22 protein-coding genes are annotated in these 26,247 nt (G+C 70.8%); 13 read left to right on the forward strand and 9 right to left on the reverse strand.

All coding sequences use genetic code 11. The annotated features are described in order from the left end of the window. Positions 1-26 precede the first annotated feature (26 nt). The 5 genes from ABH935_RS10610 (at position 27) to ABH935_RS10630 (ending at position 6,591) form a co-directional block, all read left to right on the forward strand. Positions 27-2,321: a tetratricopeptide repeat protein gene (locus tag ABH935_RS10610; protein WP_370377659.1), complete on the forward strand. Its 2,295-nt coding sequence runs from the start codon at positions 27-29 to the stop codon at positions 2,319-2,321. Continuing rightward, positions 2,318-3,517, forward strand: a complete 1,200-nt coding sequence (locus ABH935_RS10615; protein ID WP_370377660.1) for a PP2C family serine/threonine-protein phosphatase — start codon at positions 2,318-2,320, stop codon at positions 3,515-3,517. Before ABH935_RS10610 ends, ABH935_RS10615 begins: the two co-directional genes overlap by 4 nt. Continuing rightward, positions 3,514-4,833: a VWA domain-containing protein gene (locus tag ABH935_RS10620; protein ID WP_370377661.1), complete on the forward strand. Its 1,320-nt coding sequence runs from the start codon at positions 3,514-3,516 to the stop codon at positions 4,831-4,833. Before ABH935_RS10615 ends, ABH935_RS10620 begins: the two co-directional genes overlap by 4 nt. A gap of 84 nt (positions 4,834-4,917) precedes the next feature. Then, positions 4,918-5,910 carry an FHA domain-containing protein gene (locus ABH935_RS10625; RefSeq protein WP_370377662.1) on the forward strand — a complete coding sequence of 331 codons (993 nt, stop codon included), beginning with the start codon at positions 4,918-4,920 and terminating at the stop codon, positions 5,908-5,910. A gap of 111 nt (positions 5,911-6,021) precedes the next feature. Beyond that, positions 6,022-6,591 carry a hypothetical protein gene (locus ABH935_RS10630; RefSeq protein ID WP_370377663.1) on the forward strand — a complete coding sequence of 190 codons (570 nt, stop codon included), beginning with the start codon at positions 6,022-6,024 and terminating at the stop codon, positions 6,589-6,591. Between the two features lie 174 nt (positions 6,592-6,765). On the opposite strand, the gene ABH935_RS10635 is transcribed toward ABH935_RS10630, so the two are convergent. The 3 genes from ABH935_RS10635 to ABH935_RS10645 form a co-directional block, all read right to left on the reverse strand. Then, a complete protein-coding gene (locus ABH935_RS10635; protein WP_370377664.1) occupies positions 6,766-8,622 on the reverse strand; it encodes a phosphodiester glycosidase family protein in 1,857 nt (618 codons plus the stop codon). A 150-nt stretch (positions 8,623-8,772) separates the two neighbouring features. After that, positions 8,773-9,681, reverse strand: a complete 909-nt coding sequence (locus tag ABH935_RS10640; RefSeq protein WP_370377964.1) for a GlxA family transcriptional regulator — start codon at positions 9,679-9,681, stop codon at positions 8,773-8,775. Between the two features lie 4 nt (positions 9,682-9,685). Next, positions 9,686-10,303, reverse strand: a complete 618-nt coding sequence (locus ABH935_RS10645) for an isochorismatase family protein (protein WP_370377665.1) — start codon at positions 10,301-10,303, stop codon at positions 9,686-9,688. A 323-nt stretch (positions 10,304-10,626) separates the two neighbouring features. On the opposite strand from ABH935_RS10645, the gene ABH935_RS10650 reads away from it, so the two are divergent. The 5 genes from ABH935_RS10650 (at position 10,627) to ABH935_RS10670 (ending at position 15,445) form a co-directional block, all read left to right on the forward strand. After that, positions 10,627-11,916 carry an extracellular solute-binding protein gene (locus ABH935_RS10650; RefSeq protein WP_370377666.1) on the forward strand — a complete coding sequence of 430 codons (1,290 nt, stop codon included), beginning with the start codon at positions 10,627-10,629 and terminating at the stop codon, positions 11,914-11,916. A 22-nt stretch (positions 11,917-11,938) separates the two neighbouring features. Next, a complete protein-coding gene (locus ABH935_RS10655) occupies positions 11,939-12,877 on the forward strand; it encodes a carbohydrate ABC transporter permease (protein WP_370377667.1) in 939 nt (312 codons plus the stop codon). Next, on the forward strand, positions 12,874-13,767 hold the full coding sequence (locus tag ABH935_RS10660; protein ID WP_370377668.1) for a carbohydrate ABC transporter permease: 894 nt from the start codon (positions 12,874-12,876) through the stop codon (positions 13,765-13,767). Before ABH935_RS10655 ends, ABH935_RS10660 begins: the two co-directional genes overlap by 4 nt. 139 nt (positions 13,768-13,906) lie before the next feature. Then, entirely contained in the window at positions 13,907-14,515 is a 609-nt protein-coding gene (locus ABH935_RS10665) for a Crp/Fnr family transcriptional regulator (protein WP_370377669.1), read from the forward strand. Positions 14,516-14,560: 45 nt separating this feature from the next. Then, positions 14,561-15,445 carry an NADP-dependent oxidoreductase gene (locus tag ABH935_RS10670; protein ID WP_370377670.1) on the forward strand — a complete coding sequence of 295 codons (885 nt, stop codon included), beginning with the start codon at positions 14,561-14,563 and terminating at the stop codon, positions 15,443-15,445. Positions 15,446-16,653: 1,208 nt separating this feature from the next. Here the strand turns inward: ABH935_RS10670 and ABH935_RS10675 are convergent. The 4 genes from ABH935_RS10675 to ABH935_RS10690 form a co-directional block, all read right to left on the reverse strand. Next, entirely contained in the window at positions 16,654-17,634 is a 981-nt protein-coding gene (locus tag ABH935_RS10675) for an acyl-ACP desaturase (protein WP_370377671.1), read from the reverse strand. Between the two features lie 193 nt (positions 17,635-17,827). Continuing rightward, positions 17,828-19,450 carry an acyl-CoA synthetase gene (locus tag ABH935_RS10680; RefSeq protein WP_370377672.1) on the reverse strand — a complete coding sequence of 541 codons (1,623 nt, stop codon included), beginning with the start codon at positions 19,448-19,450 and terminating at the stop codon, positions 17,828-17,830. Between the two features lie 13 nt (positions 19,451-19,463). Then, positions 19,464-20,585, reverse strand: a complete 1,122-nt coding sequence (locus ABH935_RS10685; protein WP_370377673.1) for an acyl-CoA dehydrogenase family protein — start codon at positions 20,583-20,585, stop codon at positions 19,464-19,466. Between the two features lie 9 nt (positions 20,586-20,594). After that, positions 20,595-21,785, reverse strand: a complete 1,191-nt coding sequence (locus tag ABH935_RS10690) for an acyl-CoA dehydrogenase family protein (RefSeq protein ID WP_370377674.1) — start codon at positions 21,783-21,785, stop codon at positions 20,595-20,597. A gap of 588 nt (positions 21,786-22,373) precedes the next feature. On the opposite strand from ABH935_RS10690, the gene ABH935_RS10695 reads away from it, so the two are divergent. Next, positions 22,374-22,838, forward strand: a complete 465-nt coding sequence (locus ABH935_RS10695) for a DUF5336 domain-containing protein (protein ID WP_370377675.1) — start codon at positions 22,374-22,376, stop codon at positions 22,836-22,838. Between the two features lie 8 nt (positions 22,839-22,846). On the opposite strand, the gene ABH935_RS10700 is transcribed toward ABH935_RS10695, so the two are convergent. After that, positions 22,847-23,302, reverse strand: a complete 456-nt coding sequence (locus ABH935_RS10700) for a pyridoxamine 5'-phosphate oxidase family protein (protein WP_370377676.1) — start codon at positions 23,300-23,302, stop codon at positions 22,847-22,849. 27 nt (positions 23,303-23,329) lie between these two features. Between ABH935_RS10700 and ABH935_RS10705 the strand changes: the two genes are divergently transcribed. Beyond that, positions 23,330-24,307, forward strand: a complete 978-nt coding sequence (locus ABH935_RS10705) for an oxygenase MpaB family protein (RefSeq protein ID WP_370377677.1) — start codon at positions 23,330-23,332, stop codon at positions 24,305-24,307. Between the two features lie 50 nt (positions 24,308-24,357). On the opposite strand, the gene ABH935_RS10710 is transcribed toward ABH935_RS10705, so the two are convergent. Continuing rightward, complete coding sequence (locus ABH935_RS10710) at positions 24,358-25,362, reverse strand: sigma-70 family RNA polymerase sigma factor (protein WP_370377965.1); 1,005 nt, start codon at positions 25,360-25,362, stop codon at positions 24,358-24,360. Positions 25,363-25,503: 141 nt separating this feature from the next. On the opposite strand from ABH935_RS10710, the gene ABH935_RS10715 reads away from it, so the two are divergent. Further along, positions 25,504-26,226, forward strand: a complete 723-nt coding sequence (locus tag ABH935_RS10715; RefSeq protein WP_370377678.1) for an SDR family NAD(P)-dependent oxidoreductase — start codon at positions 25,504-25,506, stop codon at positions 26,224-26,226. Positions 26,227-26,247 lie beyond the last annotated feature (21 nt).

The raw sequence follows: 26,247 nt of genomic DNA on the forward strand, positions 1-26,247 counted from the left end.
GTTTTACAGGGGAGAGGGAAAGACCAGTGACCGCCTGTCTTGAGCCGGGCTGCGACGGGACCATCGACGCCGACGGCTACTGCGACACCTGCGGTACCGCCGCCGCTCCGGCGGCGGCGCAGCAGGGCACGCCGCGCGTCGGAGCCGGCCATGCCTCCACGCGCACCGGGACCGCGACGTCCACGCGCACCAGCGCCACACGCTCCACCGGCACCTCGGCCTCCAGCCGCAACTCCACCTCGGTCTCCAGCCGCACCCGCGGCTCCCGGGGCGGCAGCACCGGCCGGTCGCGCCGCGGCAACCTGGGCGCCGGGCTGATCGAGGTGCCGCCGGTCCCGTCCAAGGACCCGATGACCGAGATCATGGTCAACCCGCAGGTGCCGGAGGCGAAGCGGTACTGCTCCAACTGCTCGGCGCCGGTGGGCCGGGGCCGGGACGGGAACCCGGGCCGCACCGAGGGCTTCTGCCGCAAGTGCCGGACCGCGTTCTCCTTCGAGCCCAAGCTGAAGGCCGGCGACAAGGTCGGGCAGTACGCGGTGCTCGGCTGCATCGCGCACGGCGGCCTGGGCTGGATCTACCTGGCCAAGGACGAGAACGTCTCGGAGCGCTGGGTGGTGCTCAAGGGCCTGCTGGACTCCGGGGACGCCGACGCGATGGCCGCCGCGGCCGCCGAGCGCCGGTTCCTGGCCGAGGTGAACCACCCCTCGATCGTGCAGATCCTGAACTTCGTGCAGCACCCGGACGCCGTCACCGGTGCGCCGGTCGGCTACATCGTCATGGAGTACGTCGGCGGCAGCTCGCTGAAGCAGATCCGCTCCGACTACCGCGACCCGGCCGGGCAGGCCGGCCCGCTGCCGGTGGCGCAGGCCATCGCCTACGCGATCGAGATCCTGCCGGCCTTCGGCTACCTGCACAGCCTGGGCCTGGTCTACAACGACTTCAAGCCGGACAACATCATCCAGTCCGAGGAGCAGCTCAAGCTCATCGACATGGGCGGCGTGATCCGGATGGACGACGAGGACTCCGCGATCTACGGCACCAAGGGGTATCAGGCCCCGGAGATCGCCGACGAGGGTCCGTCGGTCGAGTCCGACCTGTACACCGTCGGCCGCACCCTGGCCGTGCTGACCAGCCTGGACTCCCGGGCCTACCAGACCACCTACCTGGACGCCCTGCCCGCGCCGACTGACGTGCCGCTGTTCGCCCGGCACGAGTCGTTCTACAAGCTGCTGCAGCGGGCCACGGACCGGGACCCGGAGATGCGGTTCGGGTCCGCCGAGCAGATGGCGCAGCAGCTGACCGCGGTGCTGCGCGAGGTGCTGTCGCTGGAGGAGGACAAGCCGCACCCCGGCGCCTCGGTGATGTTCGGCCCCGAGGTGCGGGTGCCGAGCACCACCGTGGAGATCCCGGGCGTGCTTGAGGTGGTGCGGGCGCTGCCGGTCCCGCTGGTGGACCGCGACGACCCCGGTGCGCAGTTCCTGGCCGGCCTCGGCGCCGTGGACCTGGTCGAGCAGCGCTTCGCCCTGGAGAACTCGCCGCTGCTGGCCACCTCTCAGGAGATCCAGCTGCGGCTGGTGCTGGTGGCCACGGCCGAGGTCGACTTCAGCACGGCGATCCGGCTCCTGGACGAGTTCGAGAACGCCAACGGCGGCGACTGGCGCACCTTCTGGTACCGCGGCCTGATCCAGCTGGCCTCCGGCATGCTCATGGAGGCCGCGCGGATGTTCACCGCGGTCTACGACGCGCTGCCCGGCGAGGCGGCGCCGAAGCTGGCGCTGGCCGCCTGCGCGGAGCACCTGAACGACTGGGCGACCGCGAGCCGCTACTACGACATGGTCTGGCGCACCGACCACGGCTACGTCAGCGCAGCGTTCGGCCTGGCCCGCGCGCTGCTGCGCACCGGGCAGCGGGACGCGGCGGTGCGCGCCTTCGGCGCCGTGCCGCAGACCTCGACGCACCACACGGCCGCCGCCGAGGCCGCGCTGCGGGCCCTGCTGGTGGACCGCGACCGCGACCTGTCCGGTGCCGACCTGGCCGACATCGACGCCCGCTACGCGTGGCTGGCCACCCGGCTGGACTCCGAGCAGGCGAACTGGCTGGCGCTGGACGTGCTCAGCGCCGCGGGCGCGCGGCTGACCGTGCAGAAGCCGAACGACCTGGTCCCCGGCCAGAAGTTGATCGACCGCGAGGTCGACGAGCGCTCGCTGCGCCTGGGCATGGAGCACGTCTACCGCTCGCTGGCCCGGCTGGCCACCGACCGCACCAAGCGGATCGAGCTGGTCGACCAGGCCAACGCGGTCCGGCCCAGGACCCTGATATGACCGTCGAGACCACCATGGCTGCCGAGGCCGGACAGGAGGCGGATCACTCGATGCCGCTACAACTGACGTGTCCGAACTGCGGGGCCACCGACCTGGTGATGGAGCAGGGCGCCCGGTTCTGCGAGGCCTGCGGCTACGGGGTCGACGAGCCGGTCACCGGCGAGGAGGAGCCCTCGGAGTTCCAGGGCCCCAAGCCGTGCGTGTCCTGCGGCGGCACCGAGATCGACGCCGAGGGCTACTGCACCGACTGCGGGGACCTGCAGCCGCGCCGCCGCGACCGGATGGAGGTCGACCTCGGCGTGGTGGCCGGGATCAGCGACCGGGGGCTGCGCCACCCCCGCAACGAGGACTCGATGGCGCTGCGCCCGGCGCTCGGGCTGGACGGCCGGAACCTGGTCGTCGCCGTGGTCTGCGACGGGGTGTCCACCTCGGAGCGGCCCGACGAGGCCTCGGCCGCGGCCGTCGCGGCGGCGGCGAAGCTGCTGCTGACCGCGATCGCGGCCGGGACTCCGGAGCCGGTCGCCGAGCGCGTGCCGGAGCCGGAGCCGGCGCACGTCGATCCCGTCGAGACCGCGGTGATGGAGCTCCAGTCCGAGATCGAGACGGAGCCCGACGACGCCGCCGAGGCGGCCGGCGCACCGGTGGTCATCGGCCCCGCCGACCTGAGCCTGATCTCCCGGCACGCCGTCGCCGACGCCGACCGCGCGGTCTCCGACCTCGCCCGCGACGCCGACCACGGCAACCCGCCGGCCTGCACCTACGTCTCGGCGATCGTCGGCGAGGAGGTCACCGTGGCCTGGCTCGGCGACAGCCGGGCCTACTGGCTCGACGAGCGCGGCACCTCCCGCGCGCTGACCCAGGACGACGCCGCCGAGGGCTCGCACGCCATCGAGGCGTGGCTCGGCGCCGACTCCGGCGCCCCGGAACCGCACCTGGCGCGCTTCACCCCCGACGGCCCCGGCGTCGTCCTGGTGTGCAGCGACGGCCTGTGGAACTACGTGGAGAAGGCCGCGGACCTGGCAGCCCTCGCCCTGCCCGCAGCCCTGACGGACCCGTTCGGCGCGGCCGCCCGGCTCGTCCGGAAGGCCCTCGACTCCGGGGGCCACGACAACATCACCGCCGTGCTCGTCCCCTATCCCGTTCAGGCACCCGCGGAGGGCGCCGCCGGCCAGACAGGAGCAAGTCAGCAGCCATGAGCCAGTACCCAGACTTCGCTTTCGAGATCAACCAGAACGAGTACCTGGCCGCCGGCCAGCGCGAGGTGCACGCGGTGGTCACGCTGACCGCGACGGCCGCGGCCGGCGGCGCGCCGGTCCCGTCGGGCGGCGTCCCGGCTTCGGGTAAGGACAACGTCGAGGTCATCATCATCGACTGCTCGGGGTCCATGGACTACCCGCGCACGAAGATGATGGCGGCCAAGGAGGCCACCAAGGTCGCCATCGACACGCTGTCCGACGGCGCCTACTTCGCGGTGGTGGCCGGCACCGAGGGCGCGCGCGTGGTCTACCCGACCGGCGGGCAGCTGCTGCGCGCCGACTACCAGAGCCGCGCGGCGGCCAAGGAGGCGGTCGGGCGCCTGCACGCCAACGGCGGTACGGCGATGGGCCGCTGGCTGGCCCAGGCAGGCCGGATCTTCGACACCCACCCGCACGCGATCAAGCACGCGATCCTGCTCACCGACGGCAAGGACGAGTCCGAGACCCCGGCCGACCTGGCCCGCGCGATCCAGGCCAGCATCGGCAACTTCACCGCCGACTGCCGCGGCATCGGCGAGGACTGGGAGCCCAAGGAGCTGCGCAAGATCGCCGAGGCGCTGCTGGGCACCGTGGGCATCGTCCGCGACCCGGCCCGGCTGGCCGAGGACTTCCGCGAGATGACCGTGAACTCCATGGGCAAGGAGGTCGCCGACGTCGCGCTGCGGCTGTGGGCGCCCAAGGGCGCCACGATCCGCTACGTCAAGCAGGTCAGCCCGAACCTGGCGGACCTGTCCGGCATGCGGGTGCCCGGCGACAACCCGCTGACCGGCGACTACCCGACCGGCGCCTGGGGCGCGGAGAACCGCGAGTACCACATCTGCGTCGAGGTCGAGCCGGGCAACATCGGCCAGGAGAAGCTGGCCGGCCGGGTGCAGCTGGTGGCCAAGGACGCCGGCGGCGCCACGCTGCTCGGCGAGGGCAAGATCCGCGCGGTGTGGACCGAGGACACCGACCTGTCCACGCGGATCAACGGCCGGGTCGCGCACTACACCGGCCAGGCCGAGATGGCCGCGGCCATCCAGGAGGGCCTGGACGCCCAGGCCGCCGGCGACCTGGACACCGCCACCGCCCGCCTGGGCCGGGCCATGGACCTGGCGGTGGAGTCCGGGCACGAGGACACCGTCAAGATGCTGCGCAAGGTCACCGAGGTCGACCCGGCCACCTCCAAGGTGCGGGCCAAGGCCAAGGTGGACAAGGGCGACGCGATGGAGCTCGACGTGGTCTCCACCAAGACCGTGCGGGCCAAGCGGAACTGACTCCTGTGGGGGGTAGGCAATGAGCATGGCGAGGGTGCGGAATCCGCGGCGGTCTGCCGCGGTCGGCGTTGAGGCGGGTGGACGATGATGGCCACGTGTCCGGACGGACACCAGTCGGTCGCGACCGACTACTGCGACGAGTGCGGGCTGTCGATGGGCGCGCCGCAGGCGGCGCCCGGGAACGCGGCCCCGGCCGGCGGGCCGGCGGCCCACGGCTCGCCGTCCTTCGGCGCGGCCGGCGAGCCGTGCCCGAAGTGCCTGATGCCCCGGCAGGACGGCGACACGTTCTGTGAGGGCTGCGGGTTCCCGTTCGACGAGGAACAGAGCAGCGACACGCTCGACGAGCCCGAGCTGGACATCGAGGCCGAGCTGCGCAAGGCCGAGAAGGCCCAGCGGGCGGCCGAGGAGGCGGCTCGCGAGGCGGCGGCGCGGGGCGGCGGTCAGGTTGGCCAGGGCGGCCAGACCGGGCCGGTCGCACGCGGAGTCGCGACCGGAGCGAATCAGGGCTCGCAGACCGATCCGAGCAGTGGGCGGACCGGTTCGGTCGGGCAGGGCGGTCAGAACGGCCAGAGCGTCCAGGGCGTCCAGGGCGGTCCGGCGAATCAGGGCTCGCAGGCCGGCCAGGACCCGCTGGCCGCGACCGTCACCTCCGACCCGCGCGGCGCCTCGACCGCGGTCCAGTGGATCGCCATCGCCAGCGCCGACCGCGCGTACTACGACGCGGTGGTCGCCGAGGGCGAGATCGACCCCAACGCCTACCCGTTCCCGCCGTACTGCCCGGACCGCCAGTACGAGCTCAAGGGCGACACGGTGCGCATCGGCCGCTCGGGCAAGCGCGGGAACGTCGACATCGACCTGACCGGCCCGCCGACCGACCCCGGCGTCTCGCACCTGCACGCGGTGCTCCAGCAGCGCCCCGACGGCGGTTGGCAGGTGGTGGACCTGGAGTCGATGAACGGCACGGTGCTCAACGACGACACCGCCCCGATCCCGGCGAACCAGGCCTTCCCGGTCGAGGCCGGGTATCGCATCCATGTCGGGGTGTGGACGACGCTGACGCTGATCCAGCTCACCTGACGGCATCGCCCGCGAGGAGCGGGAGGGAGCCCGGCCGAACCACGACGGCCCCCCGTACGTGCCATCAGTGGAGGTCGAAGACCTCCGCTGAGCCGAAAGGGGCCACGAAAGATGTCCAAGCCGGGTTTTCCTCCCACCGCCCGGGTGGCCGGGGCCGTGTCGGCGGTGGCGCTGCTCGCGCTGGCGGCGGCCTGTTCCTCCTCGTCGGGAAAGAGCAACAGTCCGTCGTCGAGCAGTTCCGGCACTTCCGGCACCACCGTGAACAGCGGTTCGGCCAGCGTCAACGGGGCGCAGACCGCGGTGCTCACAGCACCGGACGGCCACACGCTCTACTACTTCACCCCGGACACCGCCGGCGGCAAGCCGACGTGCACCGGCAGCTGCGCCGCGACCTGGCCGGCGCTGACCGCGACCAGCCCGACCGAGGCCACCACGGCCACGGGCACGCTGACCGTGGTGAGCGGGCAGGTGGTCTACAACGGTCACCCGCTGTACGAGTTCACCGGTGACAGCGCAGCCGGACAGGCGAACGGCGAGGGCACTGGCGGCACGTGGTACGTCGCCACCCCCACCCTGGCGACCGGGGCCGGCCCGGGCACCACGATGCCGTCCAACCCGTCCATGCCGTCCAGCTCGTCAGGTTCCTCCACTTCCGGTGGAGGCGGCGGCTACCACTACTGAGCTTTCACTTGTCGCGCTTGCGGACGGTGTCCACCCACAGTGCGGCCCCTCCGGCCCCCGCGAGCACGATCAGGATGATGCCGAAAACGGTCCCGTTCATGAAAAACAGCGCTCCCCTCTCGCTACCCGAACCACGGTAGCGAGAGGGGAGTCAGAGAGCGAGCGAGCTTTCGGTTAACGACTGTATACGGCCACGAAGTCGCGTTCCTCGGTGGAGAAGTACCGCTGCGCGGTCCGGGCGAAGTCCAGCAGTTTCGTCGAGGTCGGATTCCCGGTGCCGTTCGGGTTCGCGGCGTAGGTCATGTAGGACACCCACTCCTGGTTGATGTCGAGTTCCATGCCGCGCACCGCGCCGGCTCGCTGCAACAGCTCGGCCAGCGTACGCACCGACAGGGCCGGCCCGATCGCGTACACCACGTTACCGTCGGCGGTGACGCCGATCCCGGAGCGCCACACGAAGTAGGCGTTCTTGACTGTCACGCCCCACAGCTTCTTGTCTTCGCTGTCCACGCTCGGGTTGACCTGGCCGTTGTCCACCAGCAGCTGCAGGTTCTGCCGGACGCCGACCACGTTCGGGTCCATCTGCAGGCCGGGGCCGGAGTTCCAGGACCCGACGTTCATCGTGCCGTCCTTGTAGAACACCTCCGAGGCCTGGCCGGGCACCAGCGTGCCGTAGGTCTTGCCGTTGAGGTAGAAGCCGCCGTGCGCGTCGTTCGGGTTCAGCAGGAACGCGCCGTTCCAGGTCGCGATCAGGTTCTTGAACTGGTCGCCGGCCAGGTGGTCGGTCTGGTTGTAGCCGGCCGTGCCGGGCTGCTGGGAGCCGGGGTGCAGGACGAAGCTGGCGTGCTTCTGGTCCATCCACGACACCGCCGACAGGTACTCAAGGTGCTGAGGGTCCGAGCGCAGTTTCGCGGTCTGGATCACCGGCACGCCGTTCACCACGACCGCGGGGGACCAGTCGCCCTCACCGGGCGCCGGGTTCGGCACGAACGGCTTCATCGGGGACAGCACGTGCTCGTTCTTGGCCAGCGTCGGCGTCGCCGACGGCGGGGCCAGGTCGGCCAGCTGCTGCGGGGACAGCGTGCCGCCGGTCTTGGGCTTGTTGTTCTGGTACTGCTGGTTCTCCATCCACGTCACGGCCCAGCCCATGCCGTGCCCGCGGGCCCATTCGGCCACCCGCGCCTGGTTGCTCATGTTGCCCGGGGCGCTCAGCGCGCCGTACAGCGAGTAACTGGTCATGAACAGGAACACGGCAAGGAACGCGGCGACGCCGCGGAAGATTATCTTGCGGCGGCGGCGCTGGGCCGGGGAGAGCCGGTCCTTGCGGCGGCTGCCCGCCCGGCGGCGGCCCCGGCCGCCGCGCTCGGCGTCCAGGGCGTCGTCCTCGGGACCGTCGTCCCCGTCGTAGCCGGCGTAGCCCTCGTGGAAGCTGGAGGAGAACTCGTCCTGGTCCGGGCCCTGGGAATAGCCGTTGGCCTGCGGCCGCGGGCCCGGGACTCCCGTTTGACGCAGATCCTCAGGGTTTTGAGGGACGCGGCGCCGCGTGCCGCGCGGGACGTGTGTCTCCTCGGGGGTCCGCATCTCCTGCGTCGCGCGGTCCACGCGCTGGAAGCTCGGGCTCTGCTGGTAGCTCGGCGCCTGCTGGGCGTAGCCGGCCTGCGGACGGCCCGCCTGAGGCGGGTAGCCGGGCTGCTGGTAGTCCTGGCGCGGCTGTTGGCTCGGATCGCGCGGGTCCCGGGGAACGCGCTGCTGGCCGGGGTCGCGCGGATCGCGCTGCTGCCCGGCCCGCGGATCGCGGCCCTGCGGGCGCTGAGGGTACTGGGGAGCTTGAGGGGTCTGAGGGGCCTGAGGGTTGGAGTAGTCGTCCCACGGCGTCCGCGGCTCCGCTGCGGGCCCCTGGTGCGGGTCCTGCGGGGGCCGGGGCCGCGGTACATCACGGCTGCGGGGCGGTCCCTGCGGCCGGTCCGGCCGCGGAGGAACCCCGCGTCCCGGATAGCCGTCGCCGGTCCTTCCCGTCGGTGCCGGTGTCATCCACGATCCTCTCAGTCCGGTCCCCGATCCAGCCTCAGAGTATGGCCATTCATTGATGGGTACCGCCAGCTTGCCAACATTTCCCTGCGCTTCTCAGACGCGCAGCGACCCCGGGGCGGTTGCGGAGCAAGAGGGCGAAAGCGACGTGTCCTACATCACTCGCGAACGGAGCCGGCGCAGCATCCGGGCATCGGCGAAACCGACCGCGCGGGCCGCCGCTTCCAGCGTCGCCCCATGTCCGATCAGGTGTTCGGCCCGTTCCACGCGCAGCGTCTGCTGGTAACGCAGCGGCGTCATCCCGGTGCTCTCGACGAACTGCCGGGTCAGCGTGCGCTCGCTGACACCGCCGGCGCGGGCCAGATCGGCCAGGCGCAAAGGTTCGGCAAAATCCGTGTCGATCCGGTCCTGCGCGCGGTGCACCGCGTCTCGCAGATGCCAGCGGTGCCGCAGCATCGCACTGTCCTGAGATTCCTCGCCGGAGCGCCGCGCGTAGACCACCATGTCGCGGGCGACGCGCGCCGCCGCGGCCGGGCCGTGGCGCTCGGCGACCAGGTGCAGCGCGAGGTCGATGCCGCTGGCGATACCGGCGGAGGTCACCACCCGGCCGTCGGCGACGTAGACCACGTCGCGCTCGACGCGGGCCCGGGGATACCGCGCCGCCAGTTCGTCCTGCAGGTCGTGGTGCGTGGTGCAGCGCCGGTCGGTCAGCAGCCCGGCCTGGCCCAGCACGTCGGCGCCGGAGCAGACGCTGGCCACGGTGCCGCCGGCGCGGTGGTGCTCGACCAGCCGGGCCAGCAGCTCGCGGCCCGGGCGCGGGCTGCCCTTGAGCGTGGGCGAGCGCCAGCCCGGGACCAGTACGAGGTCCTGCGGGCCGGCACCGGGCCAGTCGGTCTCGGCACGCAGCCGGACGCCCTGCGCGCTCACGATGTCTTCCTGCTCGGCGTAGTACCGCAGCTCGTACGGGAAACCGAGATCGTCGGCGGTGGAGAACACCTGGGCCGGACCGGACAGGTCCAGCAGATGCAGGCGCGGGATGAGCAGGAAGACGACCTTCACAATCCGGTCAGCCTACCCGGCTGTCTGCCAACGCGCCCGCGCCGACGACCTCGTCGACCGTCGCGACGGTCGCGAAGCGCTTGGCGAGCGCGAAGACGGTGCGCTCCACGACCGCCGCGGCCGGCAGCGTGCGCGGGTCGGCCACCAGCTGCTCGGGGGTCAGGTCCTCCGGCGCGTCCGGGTGCGGGATCGGGTTGGTCGCGGTCGCGTCGACCACGAACGTCACCTGGTAGCCCAGGTCGGAGCCCAGGCGCGCGGTGGTCTCGCAGCACTGCTCGGTGCGGATGCCGCAGATCGCCAGCTCGCCGACGCCCTGCTCGGTGAGCAGCTGCTGCAGGTTGGTGGTGGTGAACGCGTTGTGGGAGGTCTTGCGGATCTGGGGCTCGCCGGCGGCCGGCTCGCGCAGGCCGTCGAGGTAGCGCACGTGGCCGGACTCCGGGTCGAAGGCGCCGCCGGTGCCGGGCTCTTGGTGCAGGACCCAGACGACCAGGTCGCCGTTGTCCCGGGCGTGGTCCACCAGGCGGTTGACGTCGTCCGCGATGTCGGGGTTGTCGATCAGGGCCCACAGGGGGCGGGAACGGAAGGACTCCTGGACGTCGATCACGATGAGGGCTCGCTGTGTCATGCCCTCTACGATCGCGGTCCGGCCGGGCGCGCGGCAGACCCGTTCCGGCCCCGATGCGGAACGATCCGGTCAGAGTCTCTGGAGCGTCCGGGATCCTGATCAACATCTGCGGCTCAACGGTGGTTCATCGTGAGGTCGCTTTCAAGGCCTTGATTACGCCCGATTTTATCCCTATTTGGGGGCATTCCGAGGTGACGGTTCGATAACTGGTCTATACCTGACGACCATCTGGTCTATACCGCTGAGCCAAACGTGATTAGCGTGTCCCAGCGTCACGACCTGTAGTCCCCAACCCTCACTCTTCCTCCAAAGGTGGATCCCAGGTGAAGCGTCTCGCCACTCTCGCCGCGACCGGTCTGGTCGCGGCTGTCGCCCTGACGGCGTGCTCGTCCAGCAAGTCCTCGTCGTCCGGCTCGACGAACTCCGGCGGCTCCTCCAAGCCGGTGACCATCACGCTGCTCGCCCCGAACTACGGCAGCACCCCGACCGACGACACCAAGCTCTACTGGCAGGGCATCATCAACGCCTTCCAGGCCAAGTACCCGAACGTCAAGGTCGACCTGCAGATGGCGACCTGGGACAACCTGGCCACCAAGCTGACCACGGCGGTCCAGAACAACGACGCCCCGGACCTGTTCGAGGGCGGCGGCTACGCCGACGTCGCGGCGCAGGGCCTGCTGTACAAGGCCTCGGACATCGTCTCCCCGCAGACCGTGTCCAACCTGATCCCGCACGTGGCCCAGCTCGGCCAGACCAAGGGCCAGGACGGCGCCCAGGCCCAGTACGGCATCCCGTTCACCACCTCGACCCGCGCGCTGTTCTACAACACCGCGCTGTTCCAGCAGGCCGGCATCACCTCGCCGCCGCAGACCTGGGCCGACGTGGCCGCCGACGCCGCGAAGATCAAGGGGATCGGCAAGACCGGCTTCGGCCTCCCGCTGGGCTCGGAGGAGGCGCAGGCCGAGACCTACCTGTGGTTCCTGGGCAACGGCGGCGGCTACAAGGACGCCTCGGGCGCGTGGGCGATCAACTCCCCGCAGAACGTGCAGACCTTCCAGTGGCTGACCGACAACCTGGTCAAGCCCGGTCTGACCGAGTCCGACCCGGCCACCAAGTCCCGCACCGACCTGTGGAAGGACTTCGCGGCCGGCAACACGGGCATGATCAACGGCTCCCCGTCGCTGCTCCCGATCCTCAAGGAGGGGACCATCGGCACCAACTGGAAGGCCACCGCGATCCCCGGCAAGTCCGGCCCGGTCACCTCCCCGCTCGGCGTCGCCGACTTCATCGAGGCCTTCAACACGCACCCGGACCACAAGACCGCGATCGGCGAGTTCCTGGACTTCGCGCTGCAGAAGCAGTACCAGGAGCAGTTCGACAACGAGTACGACCTGCTGCCGGCCACCCAGGACGCGGCGACCGACCTGTCGACGCAGAACCCGGCCCTGAAGCCGTTCATCGACGCGCTGCCCTCGGCCGCCTGGTACCCGAGCTCGGACCCGAACTGGGACCCGGCCTCGCAGAAGGTCAAGGACATCGTCGGCAAGGCCGTGACCTCCGACCCGAAGGGCGTCCTGGACCAGATCCAGGCCGTCGCGACGGCGAAGAACTAAGGCAGTACGGGACGTCCCAGCGATGACGACGCACACAGAGCGGGGCCGGCCGGCCCGGTCCCGCCCCTCCTCCGCCAGGTCGGTCCTCTCCGGCCTGGCCCCGCTGGCCTGGATCGGCCCGGCGATCGCGCTGATCGCCTTCGCCGTGCTGTGGCCGGTGGTGAAGATGGTCCAGTCCTCGACCACCCACTGGTCGCGCTACGGCGTGAACCTGGGCTCCAACGGGACGGACAACTACAACAAGCTGTTCAAGGAACAGGACCTGAACGGTGTGCTGGAGCGCACCGGGATCTGGGTGGTGGTGGTCGTCACCGCCACGATGGTGATCTCGCTGGGTGTCGCGCAGCTGTTCAACAAGAAGTTCCCGGGCCGTACCGTCGCGCGCTGGGCGCTGATCGCTCCGTGGGCCGCCTCGGTGATGATGACCTCGATCATCTTCAAGTGGATGCTCTATCCGGGATACGGGTTCATCAACCTCATCCTGAGCGACCTGGGCCTGGTGGACCGCAACAGCGCCACCGCCGACTGGCTGGGGCATTCCACCTCCGGGTTCATCTGGGAGATGGGCGTCGCGGTCTTCGTGTCGATCCCGTTCGCCAGCTACACGGTGATCGCCGGCCTGCAGACCGTCCCGGCCGAGGTCTACGAGGCGGCCAGGGTCGACGGCGCGTCGAAGGTGCGCACGTACTTCTCGGTCACGCTGCCGCTGCTGCGGCCGGCGCTGCTGGTGGCCACCGTCATCAACGTGATGAACGTGTTCAACAGCTTCCCGATCATCTGGGAGATGACGCACGGCGGACCGGGCTACGACACCGCGACGACCACGGTCTTCATGTGGATCCTCAAGCGCCAGAACATCGGCGAGTCCGCGGCCCTGTCGGTGGTGAACTTCGCGCTGGTGATCGTGATCGTCTTCGCCTTCCTGAAGGTGAGCAAGTGGAACAGTGAGGTCGACGCATGACCGCAGTCACGACCTCGTCGCCGACCGCGCGCCGGGACCGCGTGCCGGGCGCGCCGAAGCCGCCGCGCGGCCTGCCCGGCGTGCGCAAGATCGCGCTGATCGGCGGCGCGTACCTGATCGCGCTGATCTTCATCACCCCCTACATCGAGATGTTCCTGACCGCGCTGCGGCCGGTGAACGAGACCTCCGATCCGACGATCATCCCGAAGCACCTGCAGTGGTCGAACTTCACCACGGTGTTCTCCGGCGACTCCAGCTTCGGCACCAACATGCGCATCACCCTGGAGGTCGCCTTCGGCGCGACGTTCCTGGTGCTGCTGGTGGCGCTGCCGGCGGCGTACTACACGGCCCGTAAGAAGTTCCGCGGCCGTAAGGCGTTCCTGCTGCTGGTGCTGGTCACGCAGATGTTCCAGCCCACCGCGATGGTGGTCGGCATCTACGGCGAGATGCGCGACCTGGGCGGGATCAACTCGGTCTGGGCGCTGGTGGTCGTGGACGCGGGCTTCAACCTGGCGTTCGCGGTGTGGATCCTGTCGGCGTACTTCGCGGCCATCCCGGTCGAACTGGAGCAGGCCGCGATGATCGACGGGGCCACGCGCCTCGGCGCGTTCCGGCGGGTGACGATCCCGCTGGCGATGCCGGGGATCGTGACCGCGTTGATCTTCACGTTCATCGCGGCGTGGAACGAGTTCATCGTGGCCCTGACACTGACGACGAGTCCGGACAAGGCCCCGTTCTCGGTGGCGGTGGACAACTACATCGGGCAGTACACCGTCGACTACGGACATCTGTTCGCGAGCACGCTGATCGCGACGATCCCGGTGATCGTGCTGTTCGGGCTGATCGAGCGCAGGGTCGTCGACGGGCTGACCGCGGGGTCGATCAAGTAGCTCCCCGCGCCTGTCGTTATCCGGTGGGAGCCCGCCGACGCGTCCTGAGCTGCGTCGGCGGGCTTTCTGCTGTGCGGTGGGAATCGCGGGCGGTCGGCAGGGCCTTCTTAGTGGGGAAGTTGTCACGGAGGAGGCTTGGATGTCTGGTGCGCCGGTCACGTCTGCCGCGTTCGAGCAGTTCGCCGCCTTCGCCCGGCGGTGGGCTCCGGGGATGACCGACGCCGAGCTGGAGCCGGCGCGGCGCTTCCGGGTGGCCGAGGCCGCCAAGGGCGAGTACCTGGCGCGGATCGGGGACTCGGACTCGCGGTCGAGCTTCATCCTGCGGGGGCTGGTGCGGCAGGTGTTCGTCGGCCCGGACGGACGCGAGCGCGTCAACACGTTCGCCTCCGACGACGCGCTGGTGTGCACGTACCGCGCGCTGCTGACGGTGGAGATCTCCGACCTGGCGATCCAGGCCCTGGAACCGACGCGGTACCTCGCGATGCCGCCGGGCGCGATCCCGGAGCTCATCGAACGCCACGCGGGCTGGCGGGAACTCACCGCACGGCTGACGGAGCACAAGTTCGTCGCCGCGGAGCTCCGCAACCGCACGCTGCTGCTCGACGACGCCGCCGAGCGCTACCGCACCTTCCTCGACGACTTCGCGGCGATCGCGCCCCGCGTGCCGCTGTCGCAGGTCGCGGCGTACATCGGCGTGACGCCGGAGGCACTGAGCCGCATCCGTCGCAGGCTTCTGGTCACCGCTTGATCCAGGTCAAGGCGGCCCCGGCCGATCGACCATAGCGTCAGTCCCATGACGACGATGAACGCCATGGCGGTCCACGAGTTCGGGCCCGCCGAGAACCTGATCCCGACGAAGCTCGCCATCCGCGACCCCGCCCCCGGCGAGGTCCTGATCCGCGTGCGCGCCGCCGCCGTGAACCCCGCCGACATCGGCATGCGCGAGGGGCGCTACGTGTGGCCGGAACCGCTGCGCATGCCGATGGTGCCGGGGTACGACGTGGCCGGGGTGGTGGAGGTCGGCACCGAGGCCTTCCCGGCGGGAACGGCGGTGATCGGCTACACGGCGCACTCGCGGACGCAGATCGGCGGCTACGCGGAGTACGTGATCCTGCCGGAGCGCCTGGTCGCGGCGGCCCCGACGAAGCTGGACTGGGCCGAGGCAGCAGCGCTGCCACTGGCGGGGCTGACGGCGCAGACGGCGCTGCACCAGCTCGCGCTGGCCCCAGGGGAGACGCTGCTGGTGAACCGCCCCGGCAGCGCAGTCGGCGGCTTCACGGTGGAGCTGGCGCGGGCGCGGGGCATCGAGGTGGTGACCGGACCAGACGAGGTCCCCGACACCCCCGGCACAGGCCCCGCAGTCGACGCAGCCCTGGACGTCGCCGGAGGCGCTATGGCACTCGCGGCGTTCGCCAGGGTCCGCGACGGCGGCCGCTACGCCACAGTCGTACCGGAGTTCTGGATCCCCGGCGGCCAGTTCACCCCGGCGCGCGGAATCGACCCGGTGACAGTGTTCGTGGACGAGGCCGTCGGCGACCTGGCAGAGCTCTCCCACCTCGCGGACGCCGGCACGCTCACCCCACACATCGCGGCGACGCTACCCCTGGCCTCGGCCGCAGAGGCCCACCGCCGGATGCAGCGGGGCGGCGCGCTCGGGAAGCTGGTGCTGCTGCCCTGACGGGCCCTGGTGCGGCGCGTGCCTGCCTGGCACCGGCTGCGGCGGCTCGCGTGGTCGGGATGCTGCGCTGCTGCCTTGACGGGCCTTGATGCGGGGCGAGCCAGCCCTGGCACCGGCTGCGGCTGCTCTCGCCTGGCCGGGATGCTGTGCTGCTGCCTTGACGGGCCCTGATACGGCGCGAGCCGGGCTGGCACCGGCTCCGGAGGCTCGGGGCCGGGATGCTGCGCTTCTGCCCTGACGGGCCCTGATGCGGCGCATGCCGGCTCTGGCGCCGGCTGCGGCGGCTCGCGTGGCCGGGATGCTGCGCTGCTGCCCTGACAGGTCCTGATGCGGCGCAAGCCCGCCCTGGCACCGGCTTCGGCGGCCTCGTCTGGCTGGGATGCTGTGCTGCTGCCTTGACGGGCCCTGATGCGGCGCGAGCCTGCCTGGCACCGGCTGCGGCGGCGCTCGCGTGGTTGGGATGCTGCGCTGCTGCTCTGACGGGCCCTGATGCGGGGCGAGCCGGCCCTGGCACCGGCCTGCGGCGACTCGCCTGGCCGGGATGCTGCGTTGTTGCTCTTGATGGGCCCTGATGCGGCGTGAGCCGGCCCTGGCACCGGCTGCGGCGGCTCGCCTGGTTGCGACGCTGTGCTGCTGCTCCGATACGGCTCACACCACTTGTCGCCGCGAGCTTGTTCCGGCGCGGCCGCAGAGGCTCGCCGGGAAGCTGGTCTGCTGCGGTGGCGGGTCCTGATTCAGCTCAGGTCGCCGGTGGTCGCGGCTGCCCCGGCGCCGGCGCACGCCCCCAAAGCAACGCCGTGATGATCTGCGGGTGCTGAATTCCGCAGATCATCACGGTCGAAACCGGTCCCCGACAGGCCGGGGGGCAACCGGCCGGCGACCTTCTACCAGGAGGCGGGTCCGGCGGCGGCGCGCTCGCGGAGGGCAGGAACGCGGGCTACGCCGGGGCCGGGCCGCTTACTAGATGTATCGGCAGATCGCCCGGAGGACTTTAGGGTTCTGTTTCACTTTTTTCGGCGCGCGGGACCACGCGCCTCTTACATCAACAAGCTGATTCGACTCGGGCGGGTGGGGCGCTCGCAGGCGCCCTTGGCAGCGGCACTCGCGAGCCGCCCCGGCTGCTTGGGCTCCCCGGCGGCTCCGGTCGCCCGGTCGCCTGGACTTCGAGCCGCCGCCGCCCGGCAGCGCCAGCCGTCCCCCCGGCCGTCCTACTTCTCGCGCCGCGCCGCCTGCTTCGCCAGCAGCGCCTCGCGCCGCTCGCAGAAGCGCGATGCGGCGGTGTCCAGGCCGTCCATGAACTCCACCAGTTCGGTGCGGGCGATCTCGCCCTCCGCGCCGAGGTCGTCGCGCTCCAGGGCGCGGGTCTGGCGCAGGATCGGCATCAACACCTCGTCGTGGTGGATGCGCAGGTCGTAGATGCCGGCCTTGGCGATCATCACCGACTTGCGGTTGAAGTCCTGCAGGCCCGAGCCCGGCATCTGGAACTGCTGGACCACGTTCGTCACTGCGCGCATGGTCTGGTCCGGGTCGAGTTCGAAGGCCGCGCTCAGCAGGTTGCGGTAGAAGAGCATGTGCAGGTTCTCGTCCTGCGCGACGCGGGCCAGCAGGCGCTCGCAGTCCGGGTCCTGGGAGACCTTGCCGGTGTTGCGGTGCGCGATGCGGGTCGCCAGCTCCTGGAAGCTCACGTACGCCACCGAGTGCACGGCGTCGTAGCTGTCCGGCTGGCTGTAGCCGTTCGACATGTGCGTCATGCGCTCGCGCTCCAGCGCCACCGGGTCGACGGCGCGGGTGGTCAGCAGGTAGTCGCGGATCGCGATGCCGTGCCGGCCCTCCTCGGCGGTCCAGCGGTGCACCCAGGTGCCCCAGGCGCCGTCCTGGCCGAACTGCACCGCGATCGCGCGGTGGTAGCTGGGCAGGTTGTCCTCGGTCATCAGGTTCAGGACCAGGCTGATGCGCGCGATGTCCGGGATCCGGGACTGGTCCGGGCTCCAGGGCTTGCCCTGCAGGACGCCGTCGAAGTTCTCGCCCTCGCTCCACGGGACGTACTCGTGCGGGAACCATTCCTTGGCGGTGGACAGGTGGCGGTTCAGGTTCTCCTCCACCACCTGCTCCAGCTCGCTGAGCAGCGCCGCCTCTGACATGGCGGGCGACGGGCGGGTGCCCTGTCGGGGCAGGTCGGTGACGGTCATGGGAAGAGCTCCTACACGCTCAGGCCTGGGGAAGCGGGCCTTGGGGGACGGACCTACGGACCCGAAACTTACGGGTTCGTAGGTTACGTTAGCGTAAGTAGCGTAAGTCACCGGGTCGGCAAAGGTCCAGTGGTGGCAGCCCGCAGACTGTCAACTCATTTCCGGCGCAAGAGGGTTTCGTGTGACCCGCGTCTCATTTTCCGCCGCGCGCCGCTTCGGTGACCAGCTCTTTCGCCCAAGGGTAGTCGGGTTTTCCACTGGGTGAACGGCGGATATGCGACACCCTCACCAGCAGCCTGGGCACCTTGTAACCAGAAAGTCTGCCACGGCAGAACTCCTCCAGCTCGCCGTCCGTCGGGGCGTCGTCCCCGTCCGAACGCGGCTGGATGACGGCCGCCACGCGGTTCCCGAACCGCTCGTCCGGCGCCCCGGCGACGATCGCGTCGAAGACCCCGGGGTGCGACTTCAGCACCGCCTCGACCTCCTCGGGGAACACCTTCTCCCCGCCGGTGTTGATGCACTGCGAGCCGCGTCCGAGCACCGAGACGGAACCGTCCGCCTCCAGCGTCCCCATGTCGCCGAGCAGCACCCACCGCCGGCCGTCGTGCTCGAAGAACGTCTCGGCGGTCTTCGCCGGGTCGTTGTAGTACCCCAGCGGTACGTTGCCGTGCTGCGCCACCCGCCCGACCCGGCCGTCGCCGGGCGTGGCCGGCCGGTGTTCCTCGTCGAGGAACACGGTGGTGCGCTCGTTGACGGTGAAGCGCATCCCGCCCGCCGGACCGCTGCCCGGCGCGGCGTCGCCGTTGAAGCCGCTCTCCGTGGAGCCGAAGTTGTCCCGGATCAGCACGTTCGGTAGCTGCGCCTGGAGCTGTTCGCGCACCGCCTCGGACAGGATCGCGCCGGCCGAGCTGAGCACGAACAGGCTGCTGACGTCGGTCCCGGCCAGCGGCCCGGCCAGCGCTTCGGCCAGGGGGCGGCCCATCGCGTCGCCGACCATGGAGATGACGTTCGCCTTCTCCTGCTCGACGGTGCGCAGTACCTCGTGCGCGTCGAACTTCCGGTTCAGGACCACCTTCTGGCCCATGTTGAAGCTGATGAACGTGGCGAGCTGCGCGGCGCCGTGCATGAGCGGCGCTACAGGGAAGGTCGCCATCTGGCCCGCCGCAGGGTCGATCCCGTCGGCGATCTCCGACGGGTCCTTCATGGGTTCGCCATAAGGACGTCCCCCTGCCATCCCCGCGTAGAAGATGTCCTCATGGCGCCACATGACGCCCTTGGGCATCCCTGTGGTCCCGCCGGTATAGATGATGTAGAGGTCGTCTGCAGAGCGCTCTCCATGGGGAAGTAGTCCGTCGCGCTCCTCGGACTGCCCACGTACCGCGTCCTCATAGGTAACAGAGGGCAGATCCTCTATAGAGCCGCCGACGGAGACGATCGTCTTGAGCTTCGGGGAGTCGCCGGCGACCTCGCGCACCCGATCGCCGAACTCCGCATCCACTACTACGGCGACCAGATCGGCGTCCCTGTAGAGGTAACGGAGTTCGCCGGCCACATAGCGGTAGTTGATATTGATCGGCACTGCACGGATCTTCAGGCACCCCAGGACGGCCACCACGTACTCCGACCCGTTGTACATGTGCATCCCGACGTGGTCGCCCACCCCGACGCCCCGCGCCAGCAGGAAGTGCGCCACCCGGTTCGCCTCGCGGTCCAGCTCCCGGTACGTCCACCGCCGCACGTCGGAGACGACCAGGGCTTCTTTCTCCGGGATCTTGTCGACGACGCTCTCGAACAGGTCCGCGAGGTTGAACTGCATGGGGAGGAGTCCTTTACTCTGCCAGGTGTGCGCCGATGCGGAGGAGCTGCCGGGTGGCGGTGCCGAGGGTCTGCTCGATCTGCTGGCCCCGGACGAAGTAGCGGTGCAACGGGTAGTCCGTGTCCACGCCGATGCCGCCGTGCAGATGCTGCGCGGCGTGTAGGACACGGGAGCCGGCGTCCCCTGCGTGGAACTTCGCTATAGCGACGTCTGCAGAGGCCTCTGCAGGGGTGGAGGCGTTGCCTCCGCGCGCGGCGTCGTCCATGAGCCACGCGGCGTGCAGCATGCACAGGCGAAGAGCTTCGGCACTGATGAACGCGTCGGCGGCGCGCTGGGCCACGGCCTGGAAGGAGGCGATCGGCTCGCCGAACTGCTTGCGGGTGCTGGTATAGCGCGCGGTCATGGCGACTGCTTCGGTACACACGCCGGACGCCTCGGCGGCGTAGGCGATGGTGCCCAGATCGCGGAGCCAGTCGAGAGCCTCTGCGCCGCGGGCTAGAAGCGCCTCTTGAGGAACGGTTACCGCGTCTAGTTCCAGTTCCGCATAGGGCTGCCGTCCAGTGGCCAGTAGCGGCGTCACCTTAAGGGCGGAGCGCGGGACGACGAACAGCGCTGGCGCGTCGTCCAGCGCGGCCGGGACGAGAACGACGTCGGCCAGGTCGCCGTACGGGACCATGGACTTCGCGCCGTCCAGGACAAAGGTGTCGCCGTCGCTACGGCGCGCGGTGGTGATGAGGGAGTCGGGTTCTCCGGGCTCTTCCAAGGCGGCGGTGGCCAGCTTGCCGCCGGAGGCGACGTCGGCGAGCAGATCCTCGTGGCCGCCGAAGCGCGCCAGGGGAAGGGCCCCGAGGGCGATCGCCGCCACGACGGGGACGTAGGCCGTGTGCTTTCCGGCGGTTTCGGCGAGGAGCGCCAGACCCATGATGCCCAGGTCGCCGTCGGCGGGGAGCAGCGCGGTGACGGCTCCGGCGGCGGCGAGCGCGCGCCAGGCCTGTGCGTCGTGCACGGAGCCGATTCCGCTGCCGCGCGCGTCCTTCTCCAGCTCGGCCAGGCGCTCGTGGCCGCAGTGGTCGGCGAGGATCCGGTCGACGAGGTCGACCAGGGCCCGCTGTTCCTCGGTCAGCTCGAAATCCATGGCGGGCTCCTAGTGGCGGGGGATGCGGGGCATGTTGAGCCCGAACAGGGCGATCAGGTCGCGCTGGATCTCGTTGGTGCCGCCGCCGAAGGTGAGGATCAGGACGCCGCGATAGGCGCGCTCGACGCGGCCGGCGAGCAGGGCGCCGGGGGACTCCTTCTTCAGCGCGCCGGCCGCGCCGAGGACTTCCAGGAGGAGGCCGTACGCCTCGCAATAGAGCTCGGTACCCCAGACCTTGGTCGCGGAGGCGTCGGCGACGTCCAGTTCCGCGGAGGCGGCGACCTTCCAGTTGAACAGGCGCAGCGCGGCAAGCTTGGCCTGGATGCGGGCCAGGTGGACGCGGACCCACTCGCGGTCGATGACGCGGGTGCCGTCGGCGAGCTTGGTCTGCCGGGCCCACTCCACGACCTCGGCGAAGGGGCGCTCCAGGGATCCGGAGGAGCACAGCGCGACGCGCTCGTGGTTGAGCTGCGTGGTGATGACGCGCCAGCCCTCGCCGGGCTCGCCGATGACGTTCTCCGCCGGCACGCGCAGGTCGGTGTAGTAGGTGGCGTAGGTGGAGGCCTCGCCGATGGTGTGGATCGGGGTGTAGCTGAAGCCCGGGTCCGAGGTCGGGACCACCAGGATCGAGATGCCTTTGTGCTTCTTGCCGGTGCGCTCGGGCGCCCCGGGGTCGGTGCGGCAGGCGAGCCAGACGTAGTCGGCGTGGTCGGAGAGCGAGGTGAAGATCTTCTGGCCGTTGACGACGTAGTGCTTCCCGTCGGGCTCCAGGACGGCGCGGGTCTTCAGGCTGGCCAGGTCGGTCCCGGAGTCCGGCTCGGAGTAGCCGATGGCGAACATGCACTCGCCGGCGAGGATGCGGGGCAGGAACTCCGCTTTCTGCTTTGCGGAGCCGAACCGCATGATGGCCGGCCCCACGGCGTTGATGGTGAGGAACGGCACCGGAGCGCCCGCACGCTGGGCCTCGTCGAAGAACACGAACTGCTCGACGGGAGTGAACCCCTGGCCCCCGTACTCCTTGGGCCACCCGACGCCCAGCCACCCGTCCCGGCCCATCCGCCGCACCGCCTCCCGGCTGCGCGGCCCGCCGAACTCGCCGCCGGACATCTCCTCGGCGACCTCGGGGGTGACCAGCTCGGTGAAGTAGGAGCGGAGTGTGTCGCGCAGCTGCGCCTGCGCCTCGGTGTACGCGATCCGCATGAGGTGAATTAGAACGTGTTCCATGTGCGATGGCAAGAGTTTCTGATGGATCATCAGATCCGCACACCGCGTCGCCCGAACGGCGCCGGCAGCGGGCGATCATGCACGGCGGCTGGTCGGCTGAGGAGTCGGAGAACGCGGCGGGCGGGCCGCCGAGCCGGGAGCCGACCTGGGAACGGAGCGCCGATGAGCATGCCGAGCGGAGCCAGCGGGGGCGGCCAGGGCGGCGGGGCCGGCGGGGGTTCGGTGCCGGACGCGCGGGGGCAGCAAGCGAATCAGTCGCCGCAGCAGGCCGAGCCGCCGCACGCGCCGAGCCAGCCGCCACCGCATCAGCCTGCACAATCGCAGCCCGGTCCGCCGCATCAGGTGCCGGAGCCGCCGGTCCAGCCGCACGCGCCGAGCCAGCCCGCGCCGCAGCAGCAGGCGCCGGGCGAGTCTGCGCCGCCTGAGCCGAACCAAGGGCCCCCGCCCGCGCCGGGTCAGCCGCATCCGCCCGCGCCGGCACCGCCGCCCGCGCCTGGTCAGCCGGCGTATCAGCAGGCATCGAGTCAGCCTGCGCAATCAAGGCCGCACCAGGCGCCGCTGCCCGTGCCAGGCCAGCCGCCGCATGCCCAGCCGCCGCTCGCGCAGGGCCAGCCGCCGCACCACCCCCCGCCCCCGCGAGCCGCCGTCACCGTCCCGCTCGGCAAGATGCTCTACCTCTGCGTCGCGGCGCTCGGCGTGATCAACCTCTTCCTCGGCTACGTCAGTGCGGGCGGCGGCGACTCCATGAACCTGTACAAGGTCGGCGTCGCCATCTATGCGCTCGCGCCGACCATGTTCTTCCTCGCCGGGCTGGTCGCGGTGCGGGGGTTCCTGCCGCGGGAGCGGGCGCCGGGGGCGTTGCCGGCGATGATCACCACGGCCATCTTCGTGACGTTGGTGCTCTCCGCTATCAGCTCCGACGGGGCCGGTGACCTGCAGACGTTGTTCCTCGTCTTCGGTGCCGTGCAGTTCGTGCTCGCCTGGTTGGCGTACGTGTTCGACGTCGGCGTCATCGGCGCGCGTCGGTAGGCGTCACCTCACGTCTTCGAGTGGTCCCAGGACGCCGTCCGCTTCGCCCGCACCCGCACCACCACGCGCTTGGCCGCCTGCTGTTCCACGAACGGTCGCATCGCCTCGGCGTCGGGGCCGAAGACCTCGGGGTAGCGCGCCGTGAGGTCCATGCCGAAGGCCACGACCCGGTCGAAGTCCTCGATCAGCTCCACCTCGCCGTAGACCGTGACGCCGCGCAGCTCGTCGTAGGCGATCCCGTCCTCCAGCAGGCACGTGATCCGCGGATCCCGCCGCAGGTTCACCGCCTTCTGCGACTTCCCGTACGTCCAGAACGCCAGGTCGCCGTCCAGCAGCGCGTAGTACATCGTCACCAGGTGCGGGGTGCCGTCGGCGTTCGCCGAGGCGATCTGGAGCTTGCGTGCGGCGGCGAAAAAGGTTTCGATCTCATCATCGGACATTCGGATGCGGTCCCGCTGGCTCATGGGGAAAAGTAGAACAGGTTTCGATTGATGACGGCAAGGCTCACCGCCCTCCCCGCGTTCTCCAGCCCCGCCCGCGGGCTGAAGGCGTTCGTCCGACGCGAGGTGAACACCAGCGTCCACGGCTCGCACGGCCTCCGGTTGCAGGAGCGCTACGCCAACCCGCCCGGCGATCCGGGGCTGTTCGGGCCGGGCTCGGTGACCTGGCGCGTGCACTCGGACGCGCCGGGCATGCTGATGGGCGGGTTCGCCTCGTTGATGCTCCAGTCGCTGCATCCGCTGGCCATGGCCGGCGTCGACCAGCACTCCGACTTCCGCACCGACGCGATCGCGCGGCTCAACCGGACCGCCGCCTACGTGATGTCCACGAGCTTCGGCTCCACCGAGGTGGCCGAGGCGGCGGTGGCGCACGTTCGCGACCGCGTCCATCCCCGCATCAACGGCACCGCCCTCGACGGCCGCCCCTACAGCGCCGCCGACCCGCACCTGCTGACCTGGGTCCACGTCGCCGAAGTCCGCTGCTTCCTGGCCGGCTACGAGCGCTTCGGCGCACCGCCGCTAACCCCCTCCGAACGCGACCGCTACTACCGCGAGGTCGCGGTCCCGGCGCGCATGCTCGGCGCCAAGGACGTGCCGGAAACGGCGTCCGAGGTCGCGCGGTACCTGCACGACATGCGGCCCGAGCTCCAGGCCACCGAGGCTGCGATCGAGGGCATCCACTTCATCCGGACCTACGGCGAAACGCCGGGGGAGCGCGCGGCGGTCCGGCTCCTGATGAACGGTGCCGCCGCGCTGCTCCCGGACTGGGCGCGCGAGCCGCTGCGGCTCGGCCGCCCCGACGTCGTCCGCGTCCTGGTCGACCGTCCGCTCGCGCAGGCCGCCGGGCGGTTCATCCGGTGGGCGTTGCAGCCCTCGGAGATCGTCGGCACCGCCTACGAGCGGATGGGCATGACGCCGCCGCCCCAGCACCTCGGGTGGCGGTCGGCGCCGGGCACCTCGCGCGACTAGCGACTACGCGACTAGCGACTAGCGACCACCGACCAGCAGTCACTGGCGAATCAACCCTCCCCCAACACCCGCGGCAGCCCGAACGAAGCCGCGATCCCGGCCTCGAAGTGCGTCAGCTCGTCGACCCGGTCCCCGGAGTACCGCGCCACCAGGATCCCGACGCAGTGCAGCTGGTCGGTCATCCGGTCCCGCGCGTACTCGCCCCACGCCGGCTGGCCGTTGGCGCGCGTCGGCACCAGCCGGCAGATCGAGCGCCGGTGCGCCTCGATGGCGGTGAAGAAGTCGCGGACGGTCGCGATCCCGTGGTACTCGAACGGCATCGGGGGCATCCGCACCCAGACGTCGTCGGTCATCAGCGCGAGCAGCGCCTCGACGTCGTGCGACGTGAACGCCGCGACGAACCGCTCGGTCAGCTCGCGCTCCTCCTGGCTCCCGGGGACCGGCCCCGGACGCTCCGGCCCCCGCGCCGTGGCGTCCAGCGTCGACCGCGCACGCTTCAAAGCACTCGTCACCGCGCTCTCCGTCAGCCCCAACAGATCCGCGGCCTCGGCGGCCCGGTATCCAAGCACATCCCGCAGCAGCAACACAGCACGCTGATTCGGCGGCAGCAGCTGGAGCGCGGTCAGGAACGCCAGGGAGATCGCCTCGGCCGACTCGTACCGCGCCTCCGGCCCCGGTTCCCCGTCCGGCAGCCGGTCGAGCAGCAGGTCCGGGTACGGCTGGAGCCACAGCACCTCGTTGCGCCCCGAAGGCTCCGGGACCGGTTCGGAGAACCCGGCCATGGGCTGCGGCCGCCGCCCGGCCGACCGCAGGGCGTTGAGACAGCGGTTCGTCGCGATGCGGTGCAGCCAGGTCCGCAGCGAGGCGCGCTCCTCATACCCGGCCAGGCCGAGCCAGGCTGCCAGCAGCACCTCCTGAAGCGTGTCCTCGGCGTCCTGGAAGGACCCGAGCATGCGGTAGCACAGCAGGTGCAGCTCACCCCGGTACGGCCCGACCAGCTCGGCGAACGCGTCGCGGTCGCCGGAGCGGGCGCGGTGCAGCAGATCCGCGGACATCTCCATCTCGCCACCTCCTCTCACCCTGATCCGACACCGTGCGGCCCGGAAACTGGGCGCTCCGCGGGCACCCAGTTTCCTGCCGGGCCCGTGTCAGTGCAGGTGTCAACGTAAGAACGACTCCGATCGGAGTGAGACACCATGACCACGAACGCCTTCCTCACCGACAAGACCGTGCTGGTCACCGGCGCCAACCGCGGCCTGGGCCGGGCCCTGGTCGACGCCGCGCTGGACCACGGCGCCAAGCGCGTCTACGCCGGGGCGCGCCAGCCCTTCACCCACCCGGACGAGCGCGTCGTCCCGCTGACGCTGGACGTCACCGACATCGAGCAGATCAAGCTCGCGGCCAAGACGGTCGAGGAGCTGGACGTACTGATCAACAACGCCGGCGTCGCCTCCTACGCCGAGATCGGCGACCGGGCCGAGCTGGAGCGGATGCTCGCGGTGAACCTCTACGGCTCCTACGACGTCTCGCACGCCCTGCGGCACCAACTCCTCGCCTCCCAGGGAACGCTGGTGAACGTGCTGTCCACGAGTGCGGTCGCGGCGGTCCCGGTGCTGCCCGGCTACTCGATCTCGAAGGCGGCGGCCTACTCGCTGACGCAGGTCCTGCGGGCACTGCTGACGCCGAAGGGGGTGCGGGTGCACGCGGTGCTGGCCGGGCCGCTCGACACCGAGATGTCGAAGGACCTGGACATCCCCAAGACCGCGCCCGAGGCGGTCGCGGCGGAGATCATGGCCGCGGTGGCCGACGGAGTCGAGGACATCTTCCCGGACGCCGGCGCCGCGGGGCTGGCCGCGGGGTGGTTCGACGCGCCGGCCACGGCGATGCAGCGGGAGCTGGCCGGGATGATCGCGGCCTGAGCTCGCGCCCGGGCCTGAGCA

The organism is Catenulispora sp. GAS73, from assembly GCF_041262085.1.
Taxonomy (GTDB): Bacteria; Actinomycetota; Actinomycetes; order Streptomycetales; family Catenulisporaceae; genus Catenulispora.